General features: G+C 66.6%; 1 protein-coding gene. It reads right to left on the bottom strand.

The features are described 5' to 3' along the window. On the bottom strand, positions 1-437 hold a 437-nt coding region (locus J5M73_RS31460; protein ID WP_207816986.1), incomplete at both ends, for a hypothetical protein.

Raw genomic sequence — 437 nt, 5'->3', positions numbered from 1 at the left:
GCCGGGCACCGTGAAGAACGGCACGCGCCGCCCGTTGCCGCGCAGCACCTCGCGCACGAGGCCGATCAGCCGATGATCCGTTTCGAAGCGCGTGCCGGAGAAATAGACGTCGCCGAGATGCAGGATCGCGTCGGGCGCGAACTTCAGCGCGGCGACGAGGACGGCCGCCGCGACGTCGGTGCCGGTGCCGATGGCGCCGACGATCGCCACGCGCGCCCGCGCCGGCAGCTTCCATTCGATCACGCCGTAGCGCAAGTCGCCGTTGCCGGCGTCGGCGGCTTGCCATGAGCGGTAACGCGGCTCCCCGCCCTTGTGATAAGGGTATTGCCAGTAGTACTTGAAGTACTGGATGTACATCTGCTGCCACAGCGGATTGCCGAATTTGTACTGCTGCGTCTGACGTTCGATGTCGCGCTCGATCTGCGCATCGCCGGCGA

The organism is Pseudomonas sp. 50_B, from assembly GCF_017491625.1.
Classification (GTDB): domain Bacteria; phylum Pseudomonadota; class Gammaproteobacteria; order Pseudomonadales; family Pseudomonadaceae; genus Aquipseudomonas; species Aquipseudomonas danubii.
This window is presented reverse-complemented; position numbering and strand designations above follow the sequence as displayed.